Annotated in this window: 22 protein-coding genes; 2 read left to right on the forward strand and 20 right to left on the reverse strand. The window is 56.5% G+C overall.

Features of this window, described 5'->3' with window-relative positions; all coding sequences use genetic code 11:
- Positions 1 to 5 precede the first annotated feature (5 nt).
- The 10 genes from cheY to ACMGGX_RS01530 form a co-directional block, all read right to left on the reverse strand.
- The gene (gene cheY, locus ACMGGX_RS01485) at positions 6 to 395 is read right to left on the reverse strand and encodes a chemotaxis response regulator CheY (RefSeq protein WP_008500431.1); all 390 of its coding nucleotides are present in this window, start codon (positions 393 to 395) and stop codon (positions 6 to 8) included.
- A 17-nt stretch (positions 396 to 412) separates the two neighbouring features.
- The gene (locus ACMGGX_RS01490; protein ID WP_023312252.1) at positions 413 to 1,462 is read right to left on the reverse strand and encodes a protein-glutamate methylesterase/protein-glutamine glutaminase; all 1,050 of its coding nucleotides are present in this window, start codon (positions 1,460 to 1,462) and stop codon (positions 413 to 415) included.
- On the reverse strand, positions 1,459 to 2,325 hold the full coding sequence (gene cheR / locus ACMGGX_RS01495) for a protein-glutamate O-methyltransferase CheR (RefSeq protein ID WP_023312253.1): 867 nt from the start codon (positions 2,323 to 2,325) through the stop codon (positions 1,459 to 1,461). Before cheR ends, ACMGGX_RS01490 begins: the two co-directional genes overlap by 4 nt.
- 19 nt (positions 2,326 to 2,344) lie before the next feature.
- Entirely contained in the window at positions 2,345 to 3,946 is a 1,602-nt protein-coding gene (gene tap / locus ACMGGX_RS01500) for a methyl-accepting chemotaxis protein IV (RefSeq protein WP_420297940.1), read from the reverse strand.
- Positions 3,947 to 3,990: 44 nt separating this feature from the next.
- A complete protein-coding gene (gene tar, locus ACMGGX_RS01505; RefSeq protein ID WP_063439368.1) occupies positions 3,991 to 5,658 on the reverse strand; it encodes a methyl-accepting chemotaxis protein II in 1,668 nt (555 codons plus the stop codon).
- A gap of 84 nt (positions 5,659 to 5,742) precedes the next feature.
- Positions 5,743 to 6,705: a spore coat U domain-containing protein gene (locus tag ACMGGX_RS01510; protein ID WP_032658592.1), complete on the reverse strand. Its 963-nt coding sequence runs from the start codon at positions 6,703 to 6,705 to the stop codon at positions 5,743 to 5,745.
- On the reverse strand, positions 6,702 to 9,086 hold the full coding sequence (locus ACMGGX_RS01515; RefSeq protein WP_420297941.1) for a fimbria/pilus outer membrane usher protein: 2,385 nt from the start codon (positions 9,084 to 9,086) through the stop codon (positions 6,702 to 6,704). The genes ACMGGX_RS01510 and ACMGGX_RS01515 overlap by 4 nt, the downstream gene beginning before the upstream one ends.
- Positions 9,062 to 9,817: a molecular chaperone gene (locus ACMGGX_RS01520; protein WP_181593371.1), complete on the reverse strand. Its 756-nt coding sequence runs from the start codon at positions 9,815 to 9,817 to the stop codon at positions 9,062 to 9,064. Before ACMGGX_RS01520 ends, ACMGGX_RS01515 begins: the two co-directional genes overlap by 25 nt.
- A 16-nt stretch (positions 9,818 to 9,833) precedes the next feature.
- Positions 9,834 to 10,382 carry a spore coat U domain-containing protein gene (locus ACMGGX_RS01525; RefSeq protein ID WP_181593372.1) on the reverse strand — a complete coding sequence of 183 codons (549 nt, stop codon included), beginning with the start codon at positions 10,380 to 10,382 and terminating at the stop codon, positions 9,834 to 9,836.
- 12 nt (positions 10,383 to 10,394) lie between these two features.
- Positions 10,395 to 10,967: a spore coat U domain-containing protein gene (locus ACMGGX_RS01530; protein WP_023312260.1), complete on the reverse strand. Its 573-nt coding sequence runs from the start codon at positions 10,965 to 10,967 to the stop codon at positions 10,395 to 10,397.
- Between the two features lie 429 nt (positions 10,968 to 11,396).
- Here ACMGGX_RS01530 and ACMGGX_RS01535 point away from each other — a divergent pair, with 429 nt between their 5' ends.
- Entirely contained in the window at positions 11,397 to 12,662 is a 1,266-nt protein-coding gene (locus tag ACMGGX_RS01535; RefSeq protein WP_039263672.1) for a dicarboxylate/amino acid:cation symporter, read from the forward strand.
- A 104-nt stretch (positions 12,663 to 12,766) separates the two neighbouring features.
- On the opposite strand, the gene cheW is transcribed toward ACMGGX_RS01535, so the two are convergent.
- From cheW to flhD, 6 genes are all read right to left on the reverse strand, one after another.
- Positions 12,767 to 13,270 (reverse strand): chemotaxis protein CheW, encoded by a 504-nt coding sequence (gene cheW, locus ACMGGX_RS01540; RefSeq protein ID WP_023312262.1) that lies wholly within the window; start codon positions 13,268 to 13,270, stop codon positions 12,767 to 12,769.
- 19 nt (positions 13,271 to 13,289) lie between these two features.
- Positions 13,290 to 15,326 (reverse strand): chemotaxis protein CheA, encoded by a 2,037-nt coding sequence (cheA, locus tag ACMGGX_RS01545; protein ID WP_087822798.1) that lies wholly within the window; start codon positions 15,324 to 15,326, stop codon positions 13,290 to 13,292.
- A 4-nt stretch (positions 15,327 to 15,330) separates the two neighbouring features.
- Positions 15,331 to 16,260 carry a flagellar motor protein MotB gene (motB, locus tag ACMGGX_RS01550; protein WP_032658606.1) on the reverse strand — a complete coding sequence of 310 codons (930 nt, stop codon included), beginning with the start codon at positions 16,258 to 16,260 and terminating at the stop codon, positions 15,331 to 15,333.
- Positions 16,257 to 17,144, reverse strand: coding sequence for a flagellar motor stator protein MotA (motA, locus tag ACMGGX_RS01555; protein ID WP_008500417.1), 888 nt, complete (start codon positions 17,142 to 17,144; stop codon positions 16,257 to 16,259). The genes motB and motA overlap by 4 nt, the downstream gene beginning before the upstream one ends.
- A 123-nt stretch (positions 17,145 to 17,267) precedes the next feature.
- The gene (flhC, locus tag ACMGGX_RS01560; RefSeq protein ID WP_013096051.1) at positions 17,268 to 17,846 is read right to left on the reverse strand and encodes a flagellar transcriptional regulator FlhC; all 579 of its coding nucleotides are present in this window, start codon (positions 17,844 to 17,846) and stop codon (positions 17,268 to 17,270) included.
- A gap of 2 nt (positions 17,847 to 17,848) precedes the next feature.
- Complete coding sequence (gene flhD / locus ACMGGX_RS01565) at positions 17,849 to 18,199, reverse strand: flagellar transcriptional regulator FlhD (RefSeq protein ID WP_023336137.1); 351 nt, start codon at positions 18,197 to 18,199, stop codon at positions 17,849 to 17,851.
- Between the two features lie 794 nt (positions 18,200 to 18,993).
- Here flhD and uspC point away from each other — a divergent pair.
- Complete coding sequence (gene uspC / locus ACMGGX_RS01570; RefSeq protein ID WP_023312265.1) at positions 18,994 to 19,422, forward strand: universal stress protein UspC; 429 nt, start codon at positions 18,994 to 18,996, stop codon at positions 19,420 to 19,422.
- Positions 19,423 to 19,437: 15 nt separating this feature from the next.
- On the opposite strand, the gene otsA is transcribed toward uspC, so the two are convergent.
- From otsA to araG, 4 genes are all read right to left on the reverse strand, one after another.
- Positions 19,438 to 20,862, reverse strand: a complete 1,425-nt coding sequence (gene otsA / locus ACMGGX_RS01575; RefSeq protein WP_029741334.1) for an alpha,alpha-trehalose-phosphate synthase — start codon at positions 20,860 to 20,862, stop codon at positions 19,438 to 19,440.
- On the reverse strand, positions 20,837 to 21,640 hold the full coding sequence (gene otsB, locus ACMGGX_RS01580) for a trehalose-phosphatase (RefSeq protein WP_033145880.1): 804 nt from the start codon (positions 21,638 to 21,640) through the stop codon (positions 20,837 to 20,839). The genes otsA and otsB overlap by 26 nt, the downstream gene beginning before the upstream one ends.
- Before the next feature lie 176 nt (positions 21,641 to 21,816).
- A complete protein-coding gene (gene araH, locus ACMGGX_RS01585) occupies positions 21,817 to 22,803 on the reverse strand; it encodes an L-arabinose ABC transporter permease AraH (protein WP_029742191.1) in 987 nt (328 codons plus the stop codon).
- A 14-nt stretch (positions 22,804 to 22,817) separates the two neighbouring features.
- Positions 22,818 to 24,332, reverse strand: a complete 1,515-nt coding sequence (araG, locus tag ACMGGX_RS01590; RefSeq protein WP_420297942.1) for an L-arabinose ABC transporter ATP-binding protein AraG — start codon at positions 24,330 to 24,332, stop codon at positions 22,818 to 22,820.
- Positions 24,333 to 24,373: the final 41 nt, after the last annotated feature.

A 24,373-nucleotide genomic window follows, 5' to 3' on the forward strand; every position in this document is an offset into this window, starting at 1 on the left:
TCACCTCACATGCCGAGTTTCTCGAAGATCTTACCGAGCTTCTCTTCCAGGGTTGCCGCGGTGAATGGCTTCACCACATAGCCGCTTGCGCCCGCCTGTGCAGCGGCAATGATGTTCTCTTTTTTCGCTTCTGCAGTAACCATCAGAACCGGCATAGACGCCATTCCCGCATCGGCACGAATGGTTTTCAGCAGTTCCAGACCGTCCATGTTAGGCATGTTCCAGTCGGAGATAACAAAACCAAACCCGCCAGCCTGCAGTTTGTTCAGCGCATCAACGCCGTCTTCTGCTTCTTCAACGTTGTTGAAGCCCAGCTCTTTCAGCAGGTTGCGCACGATGCGACGCATGGTGGAAAAGTCATCCACAACCAAAAACTTAAGCTCTTTATCCGCCATAAAATAATACTCCTGAGTCAAATACGTATTGCCTGTCCGGCACTGATTTTCGCCAGCATCTGCTGGCTTACCTGGCTAAGATCGACCACTTCGCTCACGCCACCCATATTGATGGCCTCGCGCGGCATGCCGAACACCACACAACTTGCTTCATTCTGCGCAATCGTCCAGGCGCCAGCCTGGTGCATTGCAAGCATTCCGGCGGCACCATCGTTGCCCATCCCCGTCAGGATCACCCCAACGGCGTTGCGCCCCGCATGTTTCGCCACCGAATGAAACAGCACATCCACCGACGGACGGTGCCGGTTGACCGGCGGTCCGTCATGAATTTTGATTTGATAGTTAGCGCCGCTGCGCGCCAGCTCCATATGCTTGTCGCCCGGGGCGATATAGGCATGTCCCGGGAGCACGCGCTCGCCGTCTTCCGCCTCCTTCACGCTGATCTGGCACAGCTTGTTCAGGCGTTCGGCGAACGAACGGGTAAAGCCCGGTGGCATATGCTGAGTGATCAGAATACCCGGACTTGAAAGCGGCAATGGCTGGAGTACATGACGAATTGCCTCTGTTCCTCCGGTTGACGCCCCAATGACCAGCAGTTTTTCCGAGCTGAGTAAGGGGCCGGCCTTCAGGGTCGCAGGCGCGGCCAATGGCGTATGGGCAGCAAGCTTCGCACGCGACGCGGTGCGGATCTTCTCCGCGATCATTTCGCTGTAGGCCAGCATCCCTTCGCGTATGCCGAGCTGCGGTTTGGTGACAAAATCCACCGCCCCCAGCTCCAGCGCGCGCAGGGTGATTTCCGATCCTTTTCCGGTCAGGGAGGAGACCATCACCACCGGCATGGGCCGAAGCCGCATTAATTTTTCGAGGAAATCTATGCCATCCATGCGCGGCATCTCGACATCCAGCGTTAGCACGTCGGGGTTATATTTTTTAATTAAATCCCGCGCTACCAGAGGATCGGGCGCAGTGGCCACCATCTCCATGTCGCTGTGGCTATTGATAATTTCAGTCATGATCTGACGCATCAGCGCTGAATCATCGACAGACAACACCCTGATTTTACTCATGCTTTTTCCTTACTCAGCGCATATACCGTTTGCCCACGCAGGCTAAACTCACGCGCGAGGTTGCTGAAGTTTTCCGAGTGCCCGGCAAATAGTAAACCGTCAGGCTTGAGCAACGGAACAAACCGACGCAGAATGTCCTGTTGCGTCGTTTTATCAAAATAGATCATAACGTTACGGCAAAAAATGGCGTCGAACGGCCCCGGCACGTTGTACTGCTTATCCAGCAGGTTAACGGGCGCGAATTCGACGCAGTTCGCCAGCTCCTGGCGTACGCGCACCAGGCCTTCATGCGGGCCCGTGCCGCGCATGAAATAACGCTGCAGCTGCTGCGGCGACAGCGTTTTCAGTTCATCCTGGCGATACACGCCGTTACGCGCCTTCTCCAGCACCTCGGTATCGATATCGCTGGCGTAGACTTTCCAGCGTCCGGGCGTCATGCCCAGGGTGTCGGCAAGGGTGATCGCCAGCGAGTACGGCTCTTCACCCGTCGAGGCGGCCGCACTCCATACGCGATATTCCCCGGTGCGACGGCGGGCGTGCTCGGCCAGAACCGGGAAGTGGTGAGCTTCACGGAAAAACGCCGTCAGGTTGGTGGTTAACGAGTTAATAAAAGCCTGCCACTCTGCGCTGTTCTGGTTCGCCTCGAGCATGCTCAGATAGCGTCCAAAATCATCCAGCCCCAGCGTACGCAAGCGCCGCACCAGACGGTTGTAGACCATGTCCCGCTTATGATCCGCAAGCACGATCCCCGCACGCTGGTAGATTAACTGACATATCCGACGAAAATGCGCGTCGGACAGCGCGAGGCGCTGTGTCATCTGCAACAATAATGACGTTTGCCCAGGGGGCATTGGTGATGTCATAGCGCCTTCTTAATTACATTCAGGATACAACTGGCACGGCCTGCGACCGCCCGACTTCTGTTACTGCTTCAACGTGCTCTTTCACATTAAATACCGCGACCAGTCCGGTCAGACGATCCGCCTGGCTTGCCAGCTGATCGGTTGCCGCTGCCGCTTCCTCAACTAACGAGGCGTTCTGTTGCGTCACCTGATCCATCTGGCTGACGGCCTGGGCAACCTGTTCAATCCCGCGGCGCTGTTCGTCCGACGCAGAGGCAATTTCGCCCATGATGTCGTTCACCCGCGTCACGGAGGTGACGATCTCGTGCATGGTTTTCGCCGCCGTATCCACCAGCGTTGAGCCCTGCTGAACGCGCGAGACCGACTCTTCGATCAGCACCTTAATTTCTTTCGCCGCGTTGGCGCTGCGGCTCGCCAGGTTACGTACTTCCCCCGCCACCACCGCAAATCCACGCCCTTGCTCACCGGCGCGCGCCGCTTCCACGGCGGCATTCAGCGCCAGAATGTTGGTCTGGAACGCGATACCGTCAATCACGCTGATGATGTCGCCAATTTTCTGCGAGCTGGTGGCAATCTCCTGCATGGTGCTGGCGACATGGGACGCCTGGTCGCCGCCTTTCTTCGCCGTCATCGCCGCCTGTTTTGACAGGTCAGACGCCTGACGTGCGTTATCGGCGTTCTGGCTTACCGTCGCGGTTAACTGCTCCATGCTGGCCGCCGTCTGCGCCAGCGAGGCCGCCTGCTGCTCGGTGCGGGACGAGAGATCGTTGTTACCCGCCGCAATCTCAGAAATCCCGGTGTGCATGGCATAGCTGCCCTGCCGCACGTCGCTCACCGTTTCCCGCAGCGATCCCTGCATCGCCTTCAGGCTGGCAAAGATCGCCGAAATTTCGTTCTTGCCGAACACCGCTACCGGACGCGCCAGGTCCCCTTTCGCAATACTGTCGAAGTGGCTGCTGATGATTGCCAACGGCTGCACAATCATTCTGCGCGACCAGAGCAGCGCCCCGCCGGTCAGCAGCCCTGCCAGGATCACCACCACGGCAAAGATGACGCCCGACATGTGATAGCTTTGACGGCTCTGGTCGCCGGCACGCTGAACAGACTGGTTAATATCCTGCTGCCACGCGTTAAAGCTGCCGTCAAACGCCGCCTGAGACGCCTGAACCGGTGCGGTCATAAAATCCGAAAGCTGGTTGTTCTCTAGCCACGTCGCCTGGTGGTCCAGATCGCTGTACCACTGCTCAAAGTTCGTCTTCATGGCGGCCTTCAGCGCTTTCTCTTTCTCGCTGTCGGCGGCCTGCGCCGTAAAGGCTTTAAACTGTGCGTCAGCCTGCTTCAGGCTGTCGCGCGCGGTCGCCATCAGCGCCTTAATCTCATCCGGTGGATAGCTCAGCGCGGTTAAGGTTCCCGCCTTGTTCAGCGCAGTGCTTGCCTGCAACAGCACGGCACGCGTTTGCGCCAGTGCGGAGCGCTGCTGATTACTCGCCTCAACTTCCTGCAAATTCTGATAGCCATCGCGAAACGCCCAAAAAGACAACCCGTTACTGCCAACCTGCAACACACCGCAAAGGATCAGAATCAAAAACAGTGTGGTCGAGATACGAATACGATTTAACATCCACGCTCCCATCAAGCGGCAAGCAGCCGCGGTTTAATTGTCAGTCAAAATGTTTCCCAGTTTTCATCTTGTCCGGTCGTCGCGGTGCGCGTACGGTTTGCAGCCGATTCAGCGGCTGGCGCGCGATACGTCGCCTGCGGGGTGACCGAGTTTCCAGCGAGTGAAGCGAGACGAAACGCCGAGACGGCCATCTTCAGACGGCTCGCCTGGTCTTCCAGAGCAGCGGCCGCCGCAGCGGACTCCTGCACCAGCGCGGCGTTTTGCTGTGTCACGCGATCCATTTCCGATACCGCCAGGGCAACCTGGTCGATACCACGACTCTGCTCATCGGACGCAGAGGCGATTTCACCCATGATGTCCGTCACGCGGGTGACGGCATTCACGATGTCATTCATTGTCTCCCCGGCGCTTTCCACCAGCACGGAGCCGGTATCCACGCGGGAGACGGAATCTTCAATCAGGGACTTGATCTCTTTTGCCGCGTTGGCGCTGCGGCTGGCCAGGTTGCGTACTTCCCCGGCTACCACGGCAAACCCGCGCCCCTGTTCGCCCGCGCGCGCCGCTTCCACGGCGGCGTTCAGCGCCAGAATGTTGGTCTGGAAGGCAATGCCGTCGATGACGCTGATGATGTCGGCGATTTTCTTCGAGCTGTCGGCGATTTCGTGCATGGTTTTCACCACGCCATCCACCACGCGTCCGCCGCGCTGCGCCGTCTCGGAGGCGCTTTCCGCCAGCTGAGACGCCTGGCGGGCGTTATCGGCGTTCTGCTTCACGGTCGCGGTGAGCTGCTCCATGCTGGCGGCCGTCTCTTCCAGGGCGGAAGCCTGCTGCTCGGTTCGGGATGAGAGATCGTTATTCCCCATCGCAATTTCGCTGGTGCCGGTATAGATAGCCTCCGACCCGTTGCGCACGTTGGCGACGGTTTCGATTAACGAACGCTGCATATGGTCAACGCTGTTTGCCAGCTCGGTGATCTCATTGCGCCCGGAAACGGTCAGCGTTTTGGTCAGGTCACCGCCGGCAATTTCACGGATGTGGGCAATGACGCGGCCGAGAGGGTTCAGCAGGATGTGGCGAATGCCGTACCAGACCGCGATCAGCACAATGACCAGCGCCAGCGCCATCACGGCCATCTGCCATTTTGCAAAGCGGTAGTCATTCTGGCTTGCCGTAAAGGCCGAGTGATAGAGATCGCCACTGACCTTCGCGTATTCCCCCAGCGCCGCGCCGAGTGCGTTTTGCATCCCCTGCGTTGGCTGCGCGAAATAGGCGTCCATATTGCCGCTCTCCAGGAACTGAATCAGCTCTGTCAGGCCGGTATGGTAGGCATTGTATTTTTCATCGATATTCTGGCTCACCTGCTCCATAGCAGGCTGCGGGGCGATCTTTTTGAAGGCGTCGTAATGTTTCGCGGCGTCAGCGAGGGTGGCACGGGCATTTTTCAACAGATCCGTTTTCGCGCTGCTCTGCTGATTGTTGGGGTCCATCATCATGCGCGCGGACGAGCGGCTCAGGTTGATACGCGTTTGCAGCATCAGATCCCACGTCGACGTGAGTTCACTCTGCTGCAGGCGGAGATCGTTCGAGGCCGCGAAGCTGTCCTGGTTCTGTTTTAATGACGAGAAAAAAAGCCCGCCGGAGATAAGCTGAAGAAGTGCGAAAATGACCAGCACCATCATGAGCATTGTGACAACGCGGATACGGTTCAACATACAACACCTTCTCATAGATTTATTAACGGTGTTATCGGCACAGCCCACAGGAACTTTACATTTGCGAAAGGGAAAAGCGCGGGGTTAAAACGCCACGTCGACAATCAGCGTGTCTGTGTAGGTTCCGGCGGGCGGCGTGGCCTGATTGGTCAGGACTTTAGCGGTGTAGTTGTAGGTGCGCAGTAAACCGTCGGTACTGACCTGGGACGATACCGCGCTGGACCAGCGCTCGCTGCCGCTGCCGCCCCAGCGGTTACCGGTGGCTTCCTTATAGATGTCGTAGCTCATGGCGTTGCTGCCGCTCACCATCCGCCGCACGTTGTTCAGCGCGTTGGCCCCGTTATTAATGCCGATGGTATACGAACTTCCTTTGGTACAGGTGACGGCAATCGCCTGTGAGACAGTGGGGAAACTTTGTACCAGCGGCGCGCTGTTGAAGTTCACATCTGGCGTGGTCATGGCGCTGCAGTCGTTGGTGACGGTCATATCCAGCAGGATGGTGGTTGTCGCGGTTCCCGTCTGATTGATTGTGCAAACGCCAAGCGCGCCCACGGAGCAGACGCTGTAGTTAATGCTGAAGGTTAACTGCACCTGATATGGCCCGGCAGTGACGTTTTGCCCGGCGACGGTGCGGAAATAGAGCGGAATGTTGTACTGCTTTGATCCCAGCAATCCCAGCAGGGTATTCCCGCTCCAGGTATACGATTTACTTATCTGTACCTCGCTGCTGCTCGCGCATCCCGATAACCCGCACAGCCGGGTGGGGATCACGTCGGTGATGGCCGCATTATCCGTGCGTTTCATCGTGGCCCGGCTGCTGCCCGAAACCGATGCCGCGGTGTAGGTCAGCGTTACCGAGTCGCTGGTCAGCAGATTCAGCACGGCATCGCAGGCCACCACCAGCGTGCCGGTGGTTTGAACTTCCCCGGTTCCGCTGAGCGCGAACGAGGTGACGCTGCCAAACGATGCATTAACCGTGCTGACGGTACACGCCGCCCAGCCGCCGCCGGAGAACAGCAGCAGGATCAACAGCAGCAGGCGCGTCATGGCGCCTCCCGGCAAATCAGCGGCCCGTAGGTTTTCAGCTTGTGCTCCGGATTGGCCCCCACGGTCAGGGTAGTCTTACAGCGCCTCCCGTCAGGTGCGATCACCTCCAGCGGGTTCACATCGCTGAGATTTTCCAGCCAGGCGATGCCGTCATACCCCACCACCGCATTGCTGCGCGAGGCGCGTCGAACCTGGCTACCCACCGGCAACGCCTTCCCGCGCGCGTCATGCAGAATAACGCTTGCCACCCGCTCCTGCTCCATCGGGAAATCGACCAGATAGCCGCTGTGGCGCCGAATCGCGATCCGCCGCTCGGTCTCTTTCAGACGGGTATCCGCCGGCAGATTCAAAGTATCAATCCGGTAGCTTGCCGGGTAATACGCCGACACCCCGCTGACCAGCAGGTAGCCGTTGTTATTGGTTTTACCGACGGGCTGGTTCTCATAGCTGACGGGCACGTCCGGGTGGCCGTCGGTACTGATGACCACAAAAGCATCGTTGATCTTATTCGCCGCGAACAGCTCGCCGTCCATCAGCACAACGGCGCCCATCGCCTCGCCCCACCAGGTCATGGTATCCCTTTCGCCATAGCCGCCGCCCTGCAGCTCGATGTTGTTATTGCGCCAGCCCAGCGTACCCTGTTGATAATCACTGGATCTCGACTGGTTGGCCCAGGCCATGTTCCAGCTGAACCCACCGTCAGAAGGCATGGAGTGGTTGTAGTTAATGCGCTGGGTGCTGCCTGCATCCGGAGTGTTTTCGACGGTGACGGCAGCGCTGTCGCGCGCCCCCAGCGGCACCTGCAGCGACAGCGCGACCGTCCAGTCTCCCCGCTGCCGATCCCGGCTGCCGGCCAGGTAGATGCTGCTCGCTCCCCACAGGTTGCGGCTCCAGGAGAGATTAAGCAGCTCGGTTTTTTGGCTGTCAAAACTCTCCACGCCGATCCAGGCTGCACCGATGTTGCCGTACCGTCCCAGATTGAAGGTCAGCGAATACTGGTCCGTATTACGGCTAAAGCTGGCGATGGGCTTATCGTTTTCGTCATACACCGTCGGCTGGTCGTAGAGGGCGAGATTGCCAAAGCCGCGGTCGCGACGCGTGTGCTGGGTGGCGACGCTAAACTCGCTGGTACTGTACTGGTAACCCCAGTTGATTTGCCCGCCCGCATCACCGCGCATGCGGCTTTGCGAGTAAGAGGTATTCACCACGCCAAACTGGCCGAGTTTTATCACCGTCCCCGCGCCGCCCAGCGCCAGCTCCTGCGCCCCTTCCGCGTGGCCCTCGAGGGTTAGCCAGTCCGTCATCCCGTAGCGATACGAGCCGCTGCCGGCTGCCGGACCGTAGTCAAAATTCTTGATACCGTAATTGCGCCGCAGGCTGCCGAGCGTGACGGCGCCGTCGCTCAGCCCTTGCTTAAGCAGGTCGCTGGTGACGTAAAACGGTAGCGTGGTGCTTACCTGGCGCCCCAGCGCATCCGTCGTGACCAGCACCGCATCCCCGGCGCCGTTGATATAGGGCAGATTAGTCAGGGTGAAGGGGCCCGGCTGAAGCTGGGTTGAACCGGAGCGATAGCCGTTGATAAAGAGATCGACCGAGGTGGGTACCGCGGCTTCCCCCGCGAACTCGGGCAGCGGCCATGTCACCAGGTCAGGACGTAGGGAGAAATCCCGCCCGACGCTTATCCCCCCCATCCGCACGCTGGAGCTCCAGCTCAGGGCATCGCTGATGACATCCCCGGCGCTCCAGCTCATCGCGTCATCTTCGTTAGTGAACAGCAGGGTCGTGTCATAGCGGACATACCCTTCCTGCTGGCCGTGGTTGCCGGTGAAATTTTCCCGCGCGTAACCGGTCGAGGAAAACGAGCCGTTCTCGTTGAAGTAGCGGAACTCATGCCAGATCGACGCCTGACCGCCGATATGTTCCGTGTGGTTGGTGTAGAGATCGTAATTCAGCAGCGCCCCGCGCCCATAGTGAGGTTTGGCCTGCGCCGCTTGCGCGCTGAAAGGCGTCACGCGGGCCGTCACCCAGTCGCGAGGAACGGTCAGCAGCAGGCGCTGCGCGGCGCTGTCGTACTCCACCCGAACCTGAGCAAGCGAGGAGAGATTTACCTCGCCGGTGGGAACGTGCGCCGGGGGCAGCCCCGCGCGCAGCAAATCGGCGCTGGAGATAAAGAAAGCGCCTTTACGCTGCGTCACGGGCACGACCAGGCCGGTATCGTAGTGATTCACCACGATGGCCAGCTGGAAAACCGCCTCATCATTTACCGCCTGTGCGTGGGGAGGCGGCGGTAAACTGTCGTCGCCGGGCTCGGCCAGGGTCGCGGAACTGACGCATAGCAGTAACATCATCGCCGGCTTCAGTTGACGGGCGTCGACTGCCATTGTTCGTCCCTGGCATTAATCTGCGCGCTCATCCGCTCTGGCTGACGAACGCCAGCGGGTATAGGCCAGCTGCGGGTGCTGCCCGGCAGGACGTAACCCAGCAATCCATCCGCCACCGTGCGTTTCTGACCTCCCTGCTCCAGCGCCACCTGGCTCAGCCTGACGTGGACATCCCCCCGATTTTTGACCTCCAGCGCAGGCTTACCTTCAGCCTGCGTCACCCGCCAGCTCAGGTTGTGGGTCTCCGCCAGCGCGTGATGCGCGCCCTCTTTGATGGTCGGGATCCCCTGTCCATATACGAACAGAGGGATGGAGTAACGCATCTGCAATTTCAGGCCGATAGCGGGTTCGGCTTTGGCATCCGGCTGGGGGATTTCATCGACGATAATGCGATATGCCTGTTCGACCCCTGCAGGAACCGTAGCCTGTTTGATAAGGCGAATGAGCTGCTTGCTGCCCGTGCCAATCGTGACGATGGGCGGGCTGGCGACCACGTCCTGCTGCGCGGTATAGCGCTCGTGTCCGTCCTCCTGCTTCCAGCGCACGATGCGAACCTGCATCGTCGTGGCGCTGTTTCCCTGGTTCTGGATCCACAGCTCCGTGGCGTTGGCGTCCGCAGCAAGCCACGGATCGATGGGCCATAGCAGGATGGTGGCCGCCGCCTGCGCCTGGCCAGCAACCGCCATTCCCAACGCGCCCGCCAGACAAACCGGTCTGAAAAATGGCTTCATCAACACTCTCCCTTTATTACCATGACAAGGTCACGGTGAGCTGATCGGAATAGGTTCCCGCCGGGCTAAACCCGGTCAGTAGCGCCACGCCAAAAAGCGGCAGCGCGATGTTATTGCTGTTGGTATAGGTCACCGCTATCGCCTGGTTGACGCCAATTTCGCTGTTCGCGGCCAGCGAGCTGCTGCTGTAGAGCCGGTATGGCACCATATCGACGCCGTTCGCGCGCTTCATGCGGCGAACGGATGAATAATTTTGACCGCCATTAATGCTCATGCTCAGCGCCACGCCTGGCGTACAGGCAATAGACAACGCCCCGTTTGGCACAAAGCTGGTGCTGACCGGCGCGCTCTCGACGCCGTTATGGCTGCCAAAATCCAGCGTACCGAGAAGCCCTCCGCTACCGGTAGCCACCGCGCATCCCGGGACAATCGTCGCGCTGACCTTAAACGACTGGGATGTCACCGCATCCGCCGTGGGCATCATGAGCAATCCGACGATCAGCGTAAAAAAAGGCTGCACGCGTCCCTCTGCGCGTTTGCGCAGACCTGTGAGAGATGCCTTCATGGCGGTTCGGGACTAGTAGGTGACGCTGACGTTAATCGTGTCGGTGTAGGTTCCCGGAACGACCGTCACGCTGTTACCGCCGCCGGTAATTCGCCCGTACAGGGTGTAGCTGTCCACCCCGCCTGCCGTGGACGCGATCGGCAGCGCGGCGTTATTGGCAATCACGGTGTTAAACCCGCTGTCGCTGTAAAGGCTGTAGGCCACGCCCTGTGCCGCGTTGGCCGTATTCACCAGATAGCGTTCAGGCGTGCCCGGCGAACCGACAACCGAGCCGGGCGCGGTGGAGTGGGTATTACCGGTGATCGCGACCGTATAGCTGGCGGTCGTACATTGGATGGTGAAGGTGTTTCCGCCGCTGGCGCCGCTCAGCTGCGTCGTAAGCGTGGAAAAGGTTGCCGGATGGGTACCGAAATCGAGCGTACCAAAGTTAATGCCACTTTGTGCGGGCGAGCCGTTTATCAGACACCCGTTTGTCAGCGTCAGCGTTGCACCGATGGTGCCGCTGCTGGTGACGGCCAGCGCCTGATGAGCCGTTGTCGCAGCCAGTAAGGTGCCTGCGCAGATCAAAAGAAGTTTTCTTTTCATTTACCACCCTCCAGAAGACGTCTCCGTTCCCTTGCCACATTTTATTTTTGTCGTTCAAGATGTTAGCCCCGCTTAACGTTCCTCTGAGGGGGTTATTGAGAATTTAGTTTACGGATATCGCTTCGACCACCTGACCGTTAACGCATAAGGCATATGTCTTATTGACTCAATTTTCTTATAAATAACAGAAAGTTAAATTAATTCAGGCAGCAATTTTATTCTATTCGGGGAGAATATATCCATTAAAGTGTGACATTGATCACAATATATCGTCGGCGCATTAACAACAAAATTAATAAAACTTAAAAAGGAGTTGTATCCCCCTACACTTTGCGTCAATTTATGTGCCGAATAATTTCCCGCATCGTAATAAAAAATTTATATGTATCGACGCGGGCTACATCTGAAGCGCATAGAGGGTCTTTTTTCGTGGCAAGTGCAAACAAACTCACACTCTTCATCGTGATATTCATGCTGGCGGGTATTCTTTCAGGGGCAGCAATTCATGAGTATGCATCTGCGGATGCCATCACAGCCTGGTCGGATAATATTACGCTTCTGACCGATATTTTCCTCCGTTTAATCAAAATGGTCATTGCACCGTTGGTCTTCAGCACGCTCACCGTCGGCATTATGAAGCTGGGCGAAACCTCCACCATTGGCCGCGTTGGCGGCAAAGCGATGGTGTGGTTTATCAGCTCATCCGTGCTCTCAATTCTGGTTGGCCTGTTCATCGTCACGCTGGAGCATCCGGGAAGCGGTCTGAACCTGACGGTCCCGACAGAAGCGGTGGATACCGGCCTGGCCGTTGGCGGTATGACGCTGAAAGCGTTCCTGTCGCACACCATTCCGACCAGCATCGCGGGGGCGATGTCGAACAATGAGATCCTGCAGATTGTGGTGTTCTCGATGTTCTTCGGCATCGGCGGCGCGTCGCTGGGGCAGAAATTCAACGCGCCGCTGGTGGCCGCGCTGGATGTGGTTTCCCATATCATGCTGAAGGTAACGGGTTACGTGATGTACGTTGCTCCGCTGGCCATTTTCGCGGCGATTTCATCCGTCATTGCCACGCAGGGTCTGGGCATTCTGCTGAACTACGCCTCCTTTATTGGCGGCTACTATGTTGCCATTCTTCTCACCTGCATGGTGCTGCTGGCCGTGGGCTACATGGTGCTGAAAAAAGAGGTGTTTCGCCTGGTCAGCATGCTGAAAGATCCGGTCCTGGTGGCGTTTACCACCAGCAGCTCTGAAGCCGCCTATCCGAAAACGCTGGAGCAGCTGGAGCGCTTCGGCTGCTCGCGCAACATCGCCTCTTTCGTTCTGCCGATTGGCTACTCCTTCAACCTGGTGGGTTCGATGGTGTACTGCTCTTTCGCCTCGATGTTTATCGCTCAGGCGTACAACATTCACCTGAGCTTCTCTGAAGTGACGGTGCTGATGCTGACTCTGATGCTGGCGTCGAAAGGGATTGCGGGCGTACCGCGTTCATCCCTGGTGGTGCTGGCAGCGACAATCCCAAGCTTTAATATTCCGGTGGCGGGTATTCTGCTGCTGATGGGGATCGACCACTTCCTGGATATGGGCCGTTCCGCAATTAACGTGCTGGGGAATGGTATTGCGACCGCGATGCTGTCGCAGAATGAAGGCGCGCGGGAAGCGGAAGCGGAAGCTGAGCTGGTAAAGCAGGAAGCGTAAGGTGAAAAAAAGGGTGAGGCCTGATGCCCTCACCCCATCCCTCTCCCACAGGGAGAGGGAGCAAACACAAAAAACGGCAACCTGGGTTGCCGTTTTGCATTTACCTACGCTACGTGACTCGCGGCGATATCCAGCAGCGCCATCTCATCGCTGTTCAGCAGCTTCTCAATGTTCACCAGGATCAGCATACGCTCGCCGAGCGCGCCCAGGCCGGTCAGGTATTCGGTCGACAGCGTGACCGCAAACTCCGGCGCAGGACGAATTTGGTCAGAGGTCAGGGAAAGCACATCAGATACGCCATCCACCACGATACCTACCACGCGCTGCCCCAGATTCAGAACGATCACCACGGTGTTGTCGTCGTAGTCAACGTCGCCCTGGCTGAACTTCACGCGCAGGTCCACGATTGGCACAATGACGCCACGCAGGTTGGTGACACCTTTAATAAAAGCAGGCGTGTTAGCGATGCGGGTAACCTGGTCGTAACCACGGATTTCCTGCACTTTCAGGATATCGATGCCGTACTCCTCATCGCCTAAAGTGAATACCAGGAATTCCTGCCCTGATGGCTCGCCCGCCAGTTTCGTTACATTACTCATACCGGTCATGTTATTACCTTCTACTTAATCAGGCGGCTGTGTACGCCACACGTTGTTCACGATTTAATCCCTGAAGCGCCGACACATCGACGATCAGCGCCACGCTACCATCACCCAGAATGGTGGCGGCAGAAATACCCGGCACTTTGCGGTAGTTGCTTTCGAGGTTCTTCACTACCACCTGGTGCTGACCAATCAGCTGATCGACCAGCAGCGCGTAGCGACGGCCCGCGCTTTGCAGGATCACAACGATGCCCTGCGTGGCCTCTGTCTTCGCCCCGTCCACTTCGAACACTTTCCACAGTTCCACCAGCGGCAGGTATTCACCGCGCACTTCGAGCACGCGCTCGCCGCCCGCCAGAGGATGCAGATCTTCTTCACGCGGCTGCAGGGATTCCATCACGGCGTTCAGCGGCAGGATAAAGACTTCGTCCGCCACTTTGACAGACATGCCGTCGAGGATCGCCAGCGTCAGCGGCAGCAGGATGCGAATGGTGGTGCCGGAACCCTGTTTAGACTGGATCTCAACGTGGCCGCCCATCTCCTGGATGTTACGTTTCACCACGTCCATGCCTACGCCGCGCCCGGACACGTCGGTCACCTGCTCTGCGGTAGAGAAGCCCGGCGCGAAGATGAGCATGCCCACTTCTTCGTCGGTCATGTTTTCATTGACCGCCATCCCCTGCGAAATCGCTTTTGCAAGGATGCGCTCGCGGTTAAGACCCGCGCCGTCGTCGGTCACTTCAATGCAGATGTTCCCGCCCTGGTGTTCTGCAGAGAGGATCAGGTTACCGACCGGGGATTTTCCGGCGGCAATACGGTTTTCCGGCAGTTCGATACCGTGGTCGAGGCTGTTACGCACCAGGTGCGTTAACGGGTCGATAATGCGCTCGATCAGGCTCTTATCCAGTTCGGTTGAGCTGCCCATCAGGGTCAGTTCAATCTGTTTATTCAGCTTGCTGGCAAGGTCGCGGACCAGACGCGGGAAGCGGCTGAAGACATATTCCATCGGCATCATACGGATGGACATGACCGATTCCTGCAGGTCGCGGGCGTTACGCTGCAGCTGGCCCATGCTGGTGATCAGATCGCCGTGCGTGACCGGGTCCAGTTCGTTAGAACGCTGGGCCAGCATCGACTGGGTGATCACCAGTTCACCCACCAGGTTAATCAGCTGGTCGACCTTCTCAACGGCAACGCGGATACTGGTTGACTCGCTGGAGCGCGCGGCAGGTTTCTCACCACGGCCAGGTGCCGCGGCCTCTTTTGGCACGGCCTTCAGCGCCGGAGCCGCAGGAGCCACAGCCGGTGCGGCGGCCTGAGCGACAGCGGCCACCTCTTCCGCAGCGGCAGGGACGTCAACCGCGGCCGTTTCGGTTTCGAAGGCGATCTGGTCAGCTTCGATCACAAAGCACAGTACCGCCACGATATCGTCCTGCCCAATACCGTCATCAAGCGTCGCGGCAAGGCTGTCTTTGCCTTTTACCACGTTGCTTAATTTCGCAAGGTTACCCAGCTCTTCTTCCAGCAGGTTAACTTCACTCTCTTTAAGGCGAGACAGCACAACGCGCAGTTTGCCCGCTTGTGCAGCGGCTGGCGCGGCCTCGTCGGCAGCAACCGCATCGACAACGCTCAGTTTCGCCGCAGGGACAACGGCTGCAGCGACCTCACCTTTTGCTTCCAGGGCGAGCTGGCGCAGCGCGTTGCAGATGTATTCAAAGCTGGCGGCATCAGGCTCTGCCGAACTTTTATAGGCGTCGAGCTGTTCCTGCATAATATCTTTGGTTTCCAAAAACAGGTTGATAATGTCGGTATTGAGCTGCATCTCACCGCGTCGTGCTTCATCAAGCAGGTTTTCCATTAAATGGGTCGTTTCCTGCAGGATGGTAAATCCAAACGTTCCGGCTCCGCCTTTAATAGAGTGCGCCGCACGGAAGATGGCATTGAGCTGCTCGGAGTCCGGTGCTTCGGGCACCAAATCGAGCAAGTGTTGCTCCATATCGGCCAACAATTCGTCGGCTTCATCAAAGAATGTCTGGTAAAAATCGCTAATATCCATGCTCACGCTATCACCTCGGATTGGCTGGTGGCGATGTTGGAACGGCAGCCGAAGGAACGGCCCCAGGCTGTTTTAAATCGTCCAGTGACTCATTCTGACTTTCGGCGTTTTCATGCAGGATGGCCTGCTCCGCCTGCTGGTTCAGCACTAAAAGACTGATACGACGGTTGATGGCATCATCCGGCCCGCGGTCGGAAACGCGCATGGTTGCGGCCATGCCGACTACGCGCAGTACCTTGCCATCATCAAGCCCACCTACCACCAGCTCGCGACGCGAGGCGTTGGCACGATCGGCAGAAAGCTCCCAGTTGCTGTATCCCTTCTCCCCACTGGCGTACGGGAAATCATCCGTGTGTCCTGACAGGCTGATTCGGTTAGGAATGCCGTTCAGCACCGGTGCAATGGCACGCAGAATGTCGCGCATGTACGGTTCGACTTCCGCACTCCCGGTTTTAAACATTGGGCGGTTCTGGCTGTCGATAATCTGAATACGCAGCCCTTCCTGCACCAGGTCGATCTTCAGATGCGGGCGCAGCGCGCGCAGCTTCGGATCCGCCTCAATCAGCTGATCGAGATCGCCACGCAGTTTCTTCAGACGCGCCTGCTCCATCTTTCTTTTCAGCTCGTCGATGTTCGGCTCTTTTTTCACCTCACCCTTCTGCTGGGTGTAATCATCGCCGCCGCCCGGGATCGGGCTTTCGCTGTTAGAGATACGCGGCCCGCCGGCCACCGCCGTTGCCAGCGGCGTACGGAAATATTCGGCAATCTGGATCAGTTCTTTTGGGCTGGAGATGGAGATCAGCCACATCACCAGAAAGAATGCCATCATTGCGGTCATAAAGTCGGCGTACGCAATTTTCCACGAGCCGTGTGCGCCATGCCCGCCGCCCTTGTGCTTGCGTTTTTTTACGATGACGATCGGATGGGACTGGTTTTTCATGCGTCCTCAGTTGTCGTCTGTTGGTTTGGGTTTTTCACCGCACGCACGTGTTCTTCAAGCTCGATAAACGACGGACGCTCGCTGGAGTAAAGCGTTTTACGGCCAAACTCAACCGCGATCGGTGGCGCGTAACCGTTGAGGTTAGAGAGCAGCGTGATCTTCACGCACTGCATCATTTTGGTGGTTTCCGCGCTCTTCTGGCGCAGAACGCTCGCCAGCGGAGAGATGAAGCCGTACGCCAGCAAAATACCGAGGAAAGTACCCACCATCGCGTGGGCAATCAGCGCGCCCAGCTCGGCTGCCGGACGGTCCGCCGAGGCCAGGGCGTGAACCACGCCCATTACCGCGGCAACGATACCGAATGCCGGAAGCGAGTCGCCGACCAGCGCCAGGCTGTTGGCCGGCACTTCAGATTCGCTTTCGTGGGTTTCAATCTCTTCGTCCATCAGCGCTTCGATTTCGAAGGTATTCATGTTGCCGCTGATGATGAGTCGCAGATAGTCGACGATGAAATCCAGCATCATGGCGTCAGCAAGAATTCGCGGATAGCTGGCAAAAATTTCGCTCTCTTTCGGGTTTTCAATATCCCGTTCAAGCGAGAACATGCCCTGCTGACGCGACTTCGCCATCAGGCGATAGAGCAGTGCCAGCAGATCCATATACATACTTTTGGTGTATTTCGAGCGACGGAACAGCAACGGAATCGCTTTCAGCGTGCCCTTGATCGATTTACCGTTGTTACCAACGATAAAAGCCCCTACCCCTGCGCCGCCGATGATAATAAGTTCAGCCGGTTGATAGAGTGCTCCAAGGTGCCCGCCGGTCATCATGTAACCGCCGAAAACTGTACCGAGAACTACCAGGTAACCTAATAAGATAAGCACGACATCATCCTTCCGCTAGTGACTATGGCAAGGACGTTCAGCTCGCAGCGTTTACCGTTTGCGGGGTAAAAAAAAGCAGCGGTAATTGCTTACCGCTGCTGGAATCTTTCCCACACGTTCGGGTTAAACAGCTTGTTCGATCTGTTCATCCAGCAGTTGTGGAATAATATCGGCAGCATCCCGGGAAAGTTTACGTCTTTTTACTGCGCGGGATGGAGGCTGACATAAACTACAGGCGAAGCTGCCTGCAGGCTGATGAGCATGGGTAATAAAATTGCCGTCGCAGCAGTTGCAGCGCGACAGTTCAAGCATTCCGCTCTCAACAAAACGCACCAGCGTCCATGCGCGGGTCAGCGCCAGCAGAGGGCCTTCTTCCTGCTGTGGGCATTGTTCAAGGTAAAGTTTGTACGCTTTGATCACGGCGTCAACGCCGCTACACAAACCGGTTTTGAGAAGATACTGCCAGGCATTACAGAACATGGAAGCATGAATATTCTGTTCCCACGTCATAAACCAGTCGGTAGAAAACGGCAGCATGCCTTTCGGCGGGGGACTACCACGTAACTCTTTGTACAGTTTGATGAGACGACCACGGCTCAGCTGAGTCTCGCTTTCCAGCATTTGTAAACGAGCACCCAGTGTAATCAGCTCCATGGCCAACTGTATGTCACGCGCTTCCTGAACAATGCTTTTCTCGCTCATTGCTAGGCCCTTTTCTTACGGGCTGCGTCATCAGGCTGGCTGATTTCGTTAAGCAAGCGAGTGGAAAGAAGAATACCGGTATGGATCTGTTGAAGATCGTCCACACGGGAATCCTGCGTCAGACGCGTTATTGTCTGCGAATCATCGAAACGGAACTGGCAAACCAGTTGATTCGTTTCAGCCAGTTTAACCATTTGCGGGAGGGTTAATCCGCCCAGCATGGTTGCCATCTCTTCGTTAATACCCAGACGAAACATCGCGGACGCCTTGTCCTGACTAATCAAACGCTGCGCGAGCAGTAAATACGACAAATTGATGTCATAGATATGTTTTAGCAACTCGGATGTATGCATTGTTCCCATCCCGAATAACCAACTATTATTTTTATGCGGAAAGACCGCACCCCGTGATGTCGCCGGGAAATCACCCGGTATAAAAAAGAAAAGGCTAAATGCATAGTTGAATTTAGGTTTGTATTCACTAAAACCGTAAGAGAGAAACCGCGAATGCGTCTCTTACATGATTTATCATTTCTTACAAATAACTAAGATTTTTCCTAATTCGACGCAAACTCTACTCGTCAGTTTTGCCACATACAATCCAGCCACCCTCAAATTTAAAAAAAATGTGATCCACGTCACACAATTTAAGTGAATATGACCCATAAATCCATCAGTATGACTTGTAATTTGTTCAAAATTCATCCAATCGGTACTGTTTTGTATTCTTAATTGACGAATACTCATGCAGAAGGGTGATCCAAACTGGCATACAACGTGCTTTTCCTGCCGTAAGCGCCGCGCGGAAACATTTACATCAAGCTCCTCTCCTGGAAACATTTTTCTTACCGTGAAAAAACATATAGTTATGCAGGTAGCACAAAAAAGATGTTTCAGGACGTGATCATTCGAAATGAGTTTGTAACGCATCAAAACGATTTAACAGTCAAAGCGTGGATTTGTGTGATTTACGTTAAGTTGTTAATTTTTTTCATTTAGGCGCATTTTTCAGTTATTCTTCTTATAAGAATAATTAATGAATAATTATGATAAGCTTCACACTAATGTCGTAATCTGCTCTTGCAGAACCGGAGATTTCGCGGTAAAGGTGGTTAAACGCTGTCTTTCAGACATCTAAGGAGTGCGCCATGAGTTACTCCCATCTTCTTGTTTCCGTTGCAGTTTCCCCCGAAAGCCATCAGCTCGTCGCCCGGGCAGTTTCCATTGCCAGACCCCACAATGCCCGCATCAGCCTCATCACGCTCGCCGCAGAGCCAGAGATGTATAATCAGCTGGCCGCGCCCATGCTGGAGGATATTCGCGAGGTTCTACAGGAAGAAACGCAGCAATTTCTGCGCGAACTAGTGGAAAAGGCACAATATCCTGTTTATGAGACCGTTATTGCGACCGGGGAACTTAACGCCCATATTCTCGATATGTGTCGTAAACAAAATATTGATTTAGTGATTTGCGGGAACCATAACCACAGCTTTTTATCGCGGGCAGCCTGCGCGGCGAAATCTATTGTCGCGTCGAGCCAGGTCGATGTGCTATTAGTGCCGCTTGGGGGGCATTAACCCCCCAGCAGTAAATCAGGCGAGTTTAGGGAAGGTCGCGATCTTTTTTTGCAGATCGCCTTCATGACTTTGCGGAGCGATATCCCGGAGATCCTGAATAAAACGCGCCTGCCAGTGGTTAATATCGTTCTTCCGGATTGTTTCCATCATGTCAGCATGGCGGGAAATACGTTCCGTTAGCGGCATTGTCAGGGCGCGATTCAGCGCGTTAGCCACGTCATCCCTGTCGTAAGGGTTAACGATGAGTGCCGACGTGAGCTCATTTGCGGCCCCGGCAAACTGGGAAAGCACCAGGACACCCGGGTCGGCAGGATCCTGGGCCGCCACATACTCTTTCGCCACCAGGTTCATCCCGTCGCGCAGCGGCGTGACCAGCCCAACGTCCGCATAGCGGAAGACCTTCATCAGGATCTTACGGTCAAAGTGTTGATTCAGGTAAAAGAGCGGCGTCCAGCCCAGCTGGCCGTAGCGGCCATTAATGCGCCCTGCTTCTGTCTCCAGCTGATGGCGAATATCCTGGTAGGCCTGAACCTCACCGCGCGACGTCGGCGCAATCTGGGTATAGCGAATTTTCCCGTGATGCTGCGGGTATTTATCCAGCAGCGTTTCATACGCCAGGAATCGTTCCGGCAGCCCTTTGGAATAATCAAGACGTTCAACCGAGAAGATATTTTTCACGTGCTTGAGTTCATTCTTAAGCTGCGCCAGCTTCGGCGGCAGCGGGCCGGAAGCCTGCTCCGCGATTTCGTCAGGTTCAATCCCTATTGGATAGACCTCGGTGTGGAAGGTTTTCCCCCACGCCGTATGGGTTTTCCCGCCTTTGGTCACCAGACGCGCTTTGCCAGACACGGAGTCAAGGAACGCGAGGCGGTCATTTTCGGTCTGGAAGCCCAGCAAATCGTAATCGCACAGCGCCTCCAGCAGCTCTTCATGCGGCGGCAGCGCGGTAAAAATTTCCGGCGTCGGGAAAGGAATGTGCAGGAAGAAGCCAATCCGGTTATTCACCCCCCTCTTTCGCAGCTCGCGCGCGAAGGGCAACAGGTGATAGTCGTGGATCCATAAAATATCGTCTTCTTCGATTAATGGCAGCAGTTTATCCGCCAGGAGCGCATTCACGCGCGAGTAGCCTTCGAAGGATTCACGCTGGAATTTGACCAGGTCAAGACGATAGTGAAACGCAGGCCACAGGACGGCATTTGAGAACTGCGAGTAATACTCGTCATAGTCTTTCTCTTTCAATGCAAATGAAGCCCACGTAATGTTTCCGCGCGTCACCTTTTTGAGCGGTTTCTCTTCTTCACTGATTTCTCCACTCCAGCCAAACCACAGCCCGCCAGCGGCTTTTAAGGCACCTAACACCCCTACCGCCAGGCCACCTGCACTGGCTTTTTTATCGTCAGGCGGTGCGATTCGGTTAGAGACGACGACTAAGCGACCCATAATGGTTTCCCCCTTTGCTTTGCGCTATTTGTTGTTGTTGCTGGTTAGCGATGTCAGATATCCACTGCCAGACGCTGGCGACATCCGCCAGTCGCCATTCGGCAACGGTGTCACCAGGCCCCACCTTGACGGCGATCCCTCCGGCCTGATTCACCACGCGAAACCCGGCCTCGTCGGTCAGGTCATCCCCAATGAAAACGGGTGTTCGCCCTTTGAAAGGCGGCGACGCCATAAACGCGGCGATGGCCGCGCCTTTATTAATCCCTTTCGGTTTTAACTCCACGACGCATTTGCCGGGCTGCAACGCCAGCTGTGGATGGGCATCCGCTACCGTCTGAGCCAGCGCAAGCACGGCCTCCTCATGCTGCGGCGCCTGACGATAATGCAGGGCAAAGGCCATGCCTTTGGCTTCCAGCTCGGTGCCAGGCAGTGCTTCCAGCGCAGCAGAAAGCTGCTTCTGGAGCGTTTGCGTGAGTGCGTCAGGGAGTGAAACGATATGCGTGTGATCATGGATGTCGCGGCGCTCCGCTCCGTGTACACCGGCCAGCGGAAAGTGGTAAGGACTGGCGAGCGTATCCAGCTCGGCCATTGAGCGCCCTGATATCAATGCCAGTGCTCCCTCATTCATGAGCGAGAGCTGATGCAAATCCTGTAACACCGCATCCGGAATAGACACCTGGTCAGGGTGCGGTTTTATCCCGGCGAGCGTGCCGTCGAGATCGAAAAAGAAAGCATAGTGTCCGGGCAGTACAGGCGGTGCGGTTAACATGTCAGCCACCCTTTTCCTCCTTACGGTTTACGAGAGGTAAACGCCTTTACCTCTTTCATAGCCATGTAAGTATAGACAGTGTGACGTCGCTCGCCATTTGACAACCGCCCCGCCAGTTTTACTGGCGGGGCGGTTAAGGGGTCAACTATGGTTATAAGTTGAGCAATAAAAGATTGGAAAATGGGTTACAGGGTACGCTTCGCTTTTTGCTTGTAACGGTCGAAAATCACGGCTGCAAGCAGGATCAGACCACGCACGACGTACTGCGAGAACGGCGAAATATTCAGCAGGTTCATGGCGTTCTCTACGGTGCCCAAAATCAGGATACCGGCTACCACATATGAGATTTTTCCGATGCCGCCCTTGAGGGAAACGCCCCCTAAAACGCAGGCCGAAATGACGATCAGCTCGTAACCAATAGAGGTCATCGGCTGGCCGCTGGTCATACGCGAGGCCAGAATAATTCCCGCAGCGGCAGAAACCAGCCCTGAGAGCACAAAGATAATAATCTTGGTTCGCACCACCGGCACACCGGCCAGACGAGCGGCCTCCTCGTTACCGCCAATCGCCAGCGTATTGCGGCCAAAGGTGGTCCGGTTGAGCAGGAAGCCGAACAGGATCAGGCAGGCCACGGTCAGCCAGATTGGCGCAGGCAGACCCAGCCAGTTGGCGTAACCCAGGGTAAAGAAGCGCTCGTCTTCAATCCCCACCGCTTTACCGTCGGAGATGATATAGGCCAGCCCGCGGACAATTTGCATTGTCGCAAGCGTGGTGATCAGGGCGTTAATCTTCAGGCGTGCGATAACAAACCCGTTCACCAGACCGCTGATGACGCCGAGTAGCAGACCGGCCAGAACGCCAATCCACAGGCTCTCCGTCATGTTGATCACCACTGCCGTCGTGACGCCCGCACAGGCAATCACCGACGCTACCGACAGGTCAAAATCGCCGGAGGCCAGACAGAACAGCATCCCGCAGGCCACCATCCCGGACATGGAAATGGCCAGCCCCAGCCCCTTCATATTAATGAAGGTGGCAAAGTTAGGAACAAATATCGCGCAGGCGAGGAACAGCGCGGCAAAGACCACCAGCATGCCGTACTGATCCCAGATACGTCCAAAACTCAGCGCCGACTTCGACTTCGGCGCTCCGGATGTAGTAACAGAGGACATCATTAACTCCTTACTCAGGCGACAGCCTGGCTGACTTTAGGCATGGCGAGGTTCAACGCCTGTTGTTCATTCGCCTGTTCATGAAGTAATTCACCGGCAATTTCGCCTTCACGCATCACCACAATGCGGTCGGCCACGCCAAGCACCTCCGGCAGATCGCTGGAGGCGAAGAGCACCGCCACGCCGCGTTTTGCCAGTTCATAGATCACGTTATAAATCTCGTGTTTTGCCCCCACATCGATACCGCGCGTCGGCTCGTCGAGCAAAATGACCTTCATATCTTCCGACAGCCAGCGGCCTAAAATCGCCTTCTGCTGGTTTCCGCCTGACAGATTCATGATCAGCTGTTCCGGGCCCGGCGTTTTAATATTCAGCGAGCGAATATGGTGGTCGGCGTTGCTCGACTCCCAGCCATCGTTTATCAGGCAGCCTGCGCGAATAAACTTGCGGCGAGCGGAAATATTGATGTTGTCGCGTACCGAATGCACCGGAATAATCCCCTCTGCTTTACGGTCTTCCGGGCAGAGCATCATGCCCGCCCTGATCGCGTGGGCCGGTTTCTGGATATCGACCCGCTCGCCGTCAATAGAAACCTGCCCTTCGGTAATGCGGGTACCGCCGAACAGGCCTTTCATTAATTCACTGCGCCCCGCCCCCACCAGACCAAACAGGCCGACAATTTCGCCGCTGCGAACGGATAACGAAATCGGCGTGCGCACGCCCGGCGCTTTGACGCTGTCCAGGCGCAGACGTTCAGGGCCGTACTGACGCGGCTGCCAGTGATAAATATCACCCAGCTCGCGTCCGACCATCGCCTGAACAAGCTGGTCATGGTTAACCTGCCGCATGTCGGTAAAGGTGCGCACATAGCGCCCATCTTTAAAGACGGTGATGGCGTCGCTCAGGGCAAATATCTCTTCCATGCGGTGCGAGACATACAAAATCGTACGGCCTTCCTGACGCAATTCGCGGATCACGCGGAACAGATTTTCTATTTCACGCGCAGAGAGCGAACTGGTGGGCTCATCGAAGGCGATAATTCTGGCGTTACGCGCCAGCGCCTTGGCAATTTCAACCATCTGCCACTGGCCGATGGAGAGATATTTCAGCGGCGTCTGGGGATCGACGTCCAGACCCAGGTGTTTAAGCTGCAGCCCCGCTTCATAATTAAGTAGCGAACGATTTACCACGCCGCCTTTGTGCGGGAGCTGTCCTAAATAGATGTTTTCCGCCACGGTCATCTCAGGAATGAGGTGCAGCTCCTGATAGATGATCGCAACCCCGGCATTGAGCGCCGCCGTGGTATCGGCAAACGCCACCTCCTCGCCGCGAATGGCCAGCGTGCCGGTCGTAGGCGCGTAGTTGCCGCTGAGGATCTTCAACAGCGTGGATTTCCCCGCGCCGTTTTCCCCCATCAGGGCGTGAACCTGGCCGGCATAGCAGTCGAAGCTGATATCGGTCAGCGCGTTAACACCGGGGAAAGTTTTCCCGATGCCGCGAAAAGAGAGATACGGATCAGACTGTCGCATAACGTCTCCGTGATTCCTGTAGAGTGTACGTCTGGCCCCTC

Origin of the sequence: Enterobacter sp. BNK-29 (genome assembly GCF_048684785.1) — a bacterium.
Classification (GTDB): domain Bacteria; phylum Pseudomonadota; class Gammaproteobacteria; order Enterobacterales; family Enterobacteriaceae; genus Enterobacter; species Enterobacter cloacae_M.

Coding starts and splice junctions, on each gene's coding strand:
- cheY (WP_008500431.1), bottom strand. CDS start 395: ATGGCGGATAAAGAGCTTAAGTTTTTGGTTGTGGATGACTTTTCCACC.
- ACMGGX_RS01490 (WP_023312252.1), bottom strand. CDS start 1,462: ATGAGTAAAATCAGGGTGTTGTCTGTCGATGATTCAGCGCTGATGCGT.
- cheR (WP_023312253.1), bottom strand. CDS start 2,325: ATGACATCACCAATGCCCCCTGGGCAAACGTCATTATTGTTGCAGATG.
- tap (WP_420297940.1), bottom strand. CDS start 3,946: ATGTTAAATCGTATTCGTATCTCGACCACACTGTTTTTGATTCTGATC.
- tar (WP_063439368.1), bottom strand. CDS start 5,658: ATGTTGAACCGTATCCGCGTTGTCACAATGCTCATGATGGTGCTGGTC.
- ACMGGX_RS01510 (WP_032658592.1), bottom strand. CDS start 6,705: ATGACGCGCCTGCTGCTGTTGATCCTGCTGCTGTTCTCCGGCGGCGGC.
- ACMGGX_RS01515 (WP_420297941.1), bottom strand. CDS start 9,086: ATGGCAGTCGACGCCCGTCAACTGAAGCCGGCGATGATGTTACTGCTA.
- ACMGGX_RS01520 (WP_181593371.1), bottom strand. CDS start 9,817: ATGAAGCCATTTTTCAGACCGGTTTGTCTGGCGGGCGCGTTGGGAATG.
- ACMGGX_RS01525 (WP_181593372.1), bottom strand. CDS start 10,382: ATGAAGGCATCTCTCACAGGTCTGCGCAAACGCGCAGAGGGACGCGTG.
- ACMGGX_RS01530 (WP_023312260.1), bottom strand. CDS start 10,967: ATGAAAAGAAAACTTCTTTTGATCTGCGCAGGCACCTTACTGGCTGCG.
- cheW (WP_023312262.1), bottom strand. CDS start 13,270: ATGACCGGTATGAGTAATGTAACGAAACTGGCGGGCGAGCCATCAGGG.
- motB (WP_032658606.1), bottom strand. CDS start 16,260: ATGAAAAACCAGTCCCATCCGATCGTCATCGTAAAAAAACGCAAGCAC.
- flhC (WP_013096051.1), bottom strand. CDS start 17,846: ATGAGCGAGAAAAGCATTGTTCAGGAAGCGCGTGACATACAGTTGGCC.
- flhD (WP_023336137.1), bottom strand. CDS start 18,199: ATGCATACATCCGAGTTGCTAAAACATATCTATGACATCAATTTGTCG.
- uspC (WP_023312265.1), top strand. CDS start 18,994: ATGAGTTACTCCCATCTTCTTGTTTCCGTTGCAGTTTCCCCCGAAAGC.
- otsA (WP_029741334.1), bottom strand. CDS start 20,862: ATGGGTCGCTTAGTCGTCGTCTCTAACCGAATCGCACCGCCTGACGAT.
- araH (WP_029742191.1), bottom strand. CDS start 22,803: ATGTCCTCTGTTACTACATCCGGAGCGCCGAAGTCGAAGTCGGCGCTG.
- araG (WP_420297942.1), bottom strand. CDS start 24,332: ATGCGACAGTCTGATCCGTATCTCTCTTTTCGCGGCATCGGGAAAACT.